Below are 303 nucleotides of genomic sequence, written 5' to 3' on the forward strand. Positions count from 1 at the left end.
ATCCAACCGCAGGTTCCCCTACGGTTACCTTGTTACGACTTCACCCCAGTCATGAACCACACCGTGGTAAACGCCCGCCCGAAGGTTAAGCTATCTACTTCTGGTGCAACCCACTCCCATGGTGTGACGGGCGGTGTGTACAAGGCCCGGGAACGTATTCACCGTGACATTCTGATTCACGATTACTAGCGATTCCGACTTCATGGAGTCGAGTTGCAGACTCCAATCCGGACTTAGACGTACTTTATGAGGTCCGCTTACTCTCGCGAGGTCGCCTCCCTTTGTATACGCCATTGTAGCACG

General features: G+C 53.5%; 1 rRNA gene. It reads right to left on the bottom strand.

From position 1 onward, the window contains the following. Positions 1-303 (bottom strand): 16S ribosomal RNA (locus tag A9G24_RS10845); the annotation flags it as partial.

It is taken from the genome of Gilliamella sp. App6-5 (assembly GCF_001690525.1).
Taxonomy (GTDB): Bacteria; Pseudomonadota; Gammaproteobacteria; order Enterobacterales; family Orbaceae; genus Gilliamella; species Gilliamella apicola_H.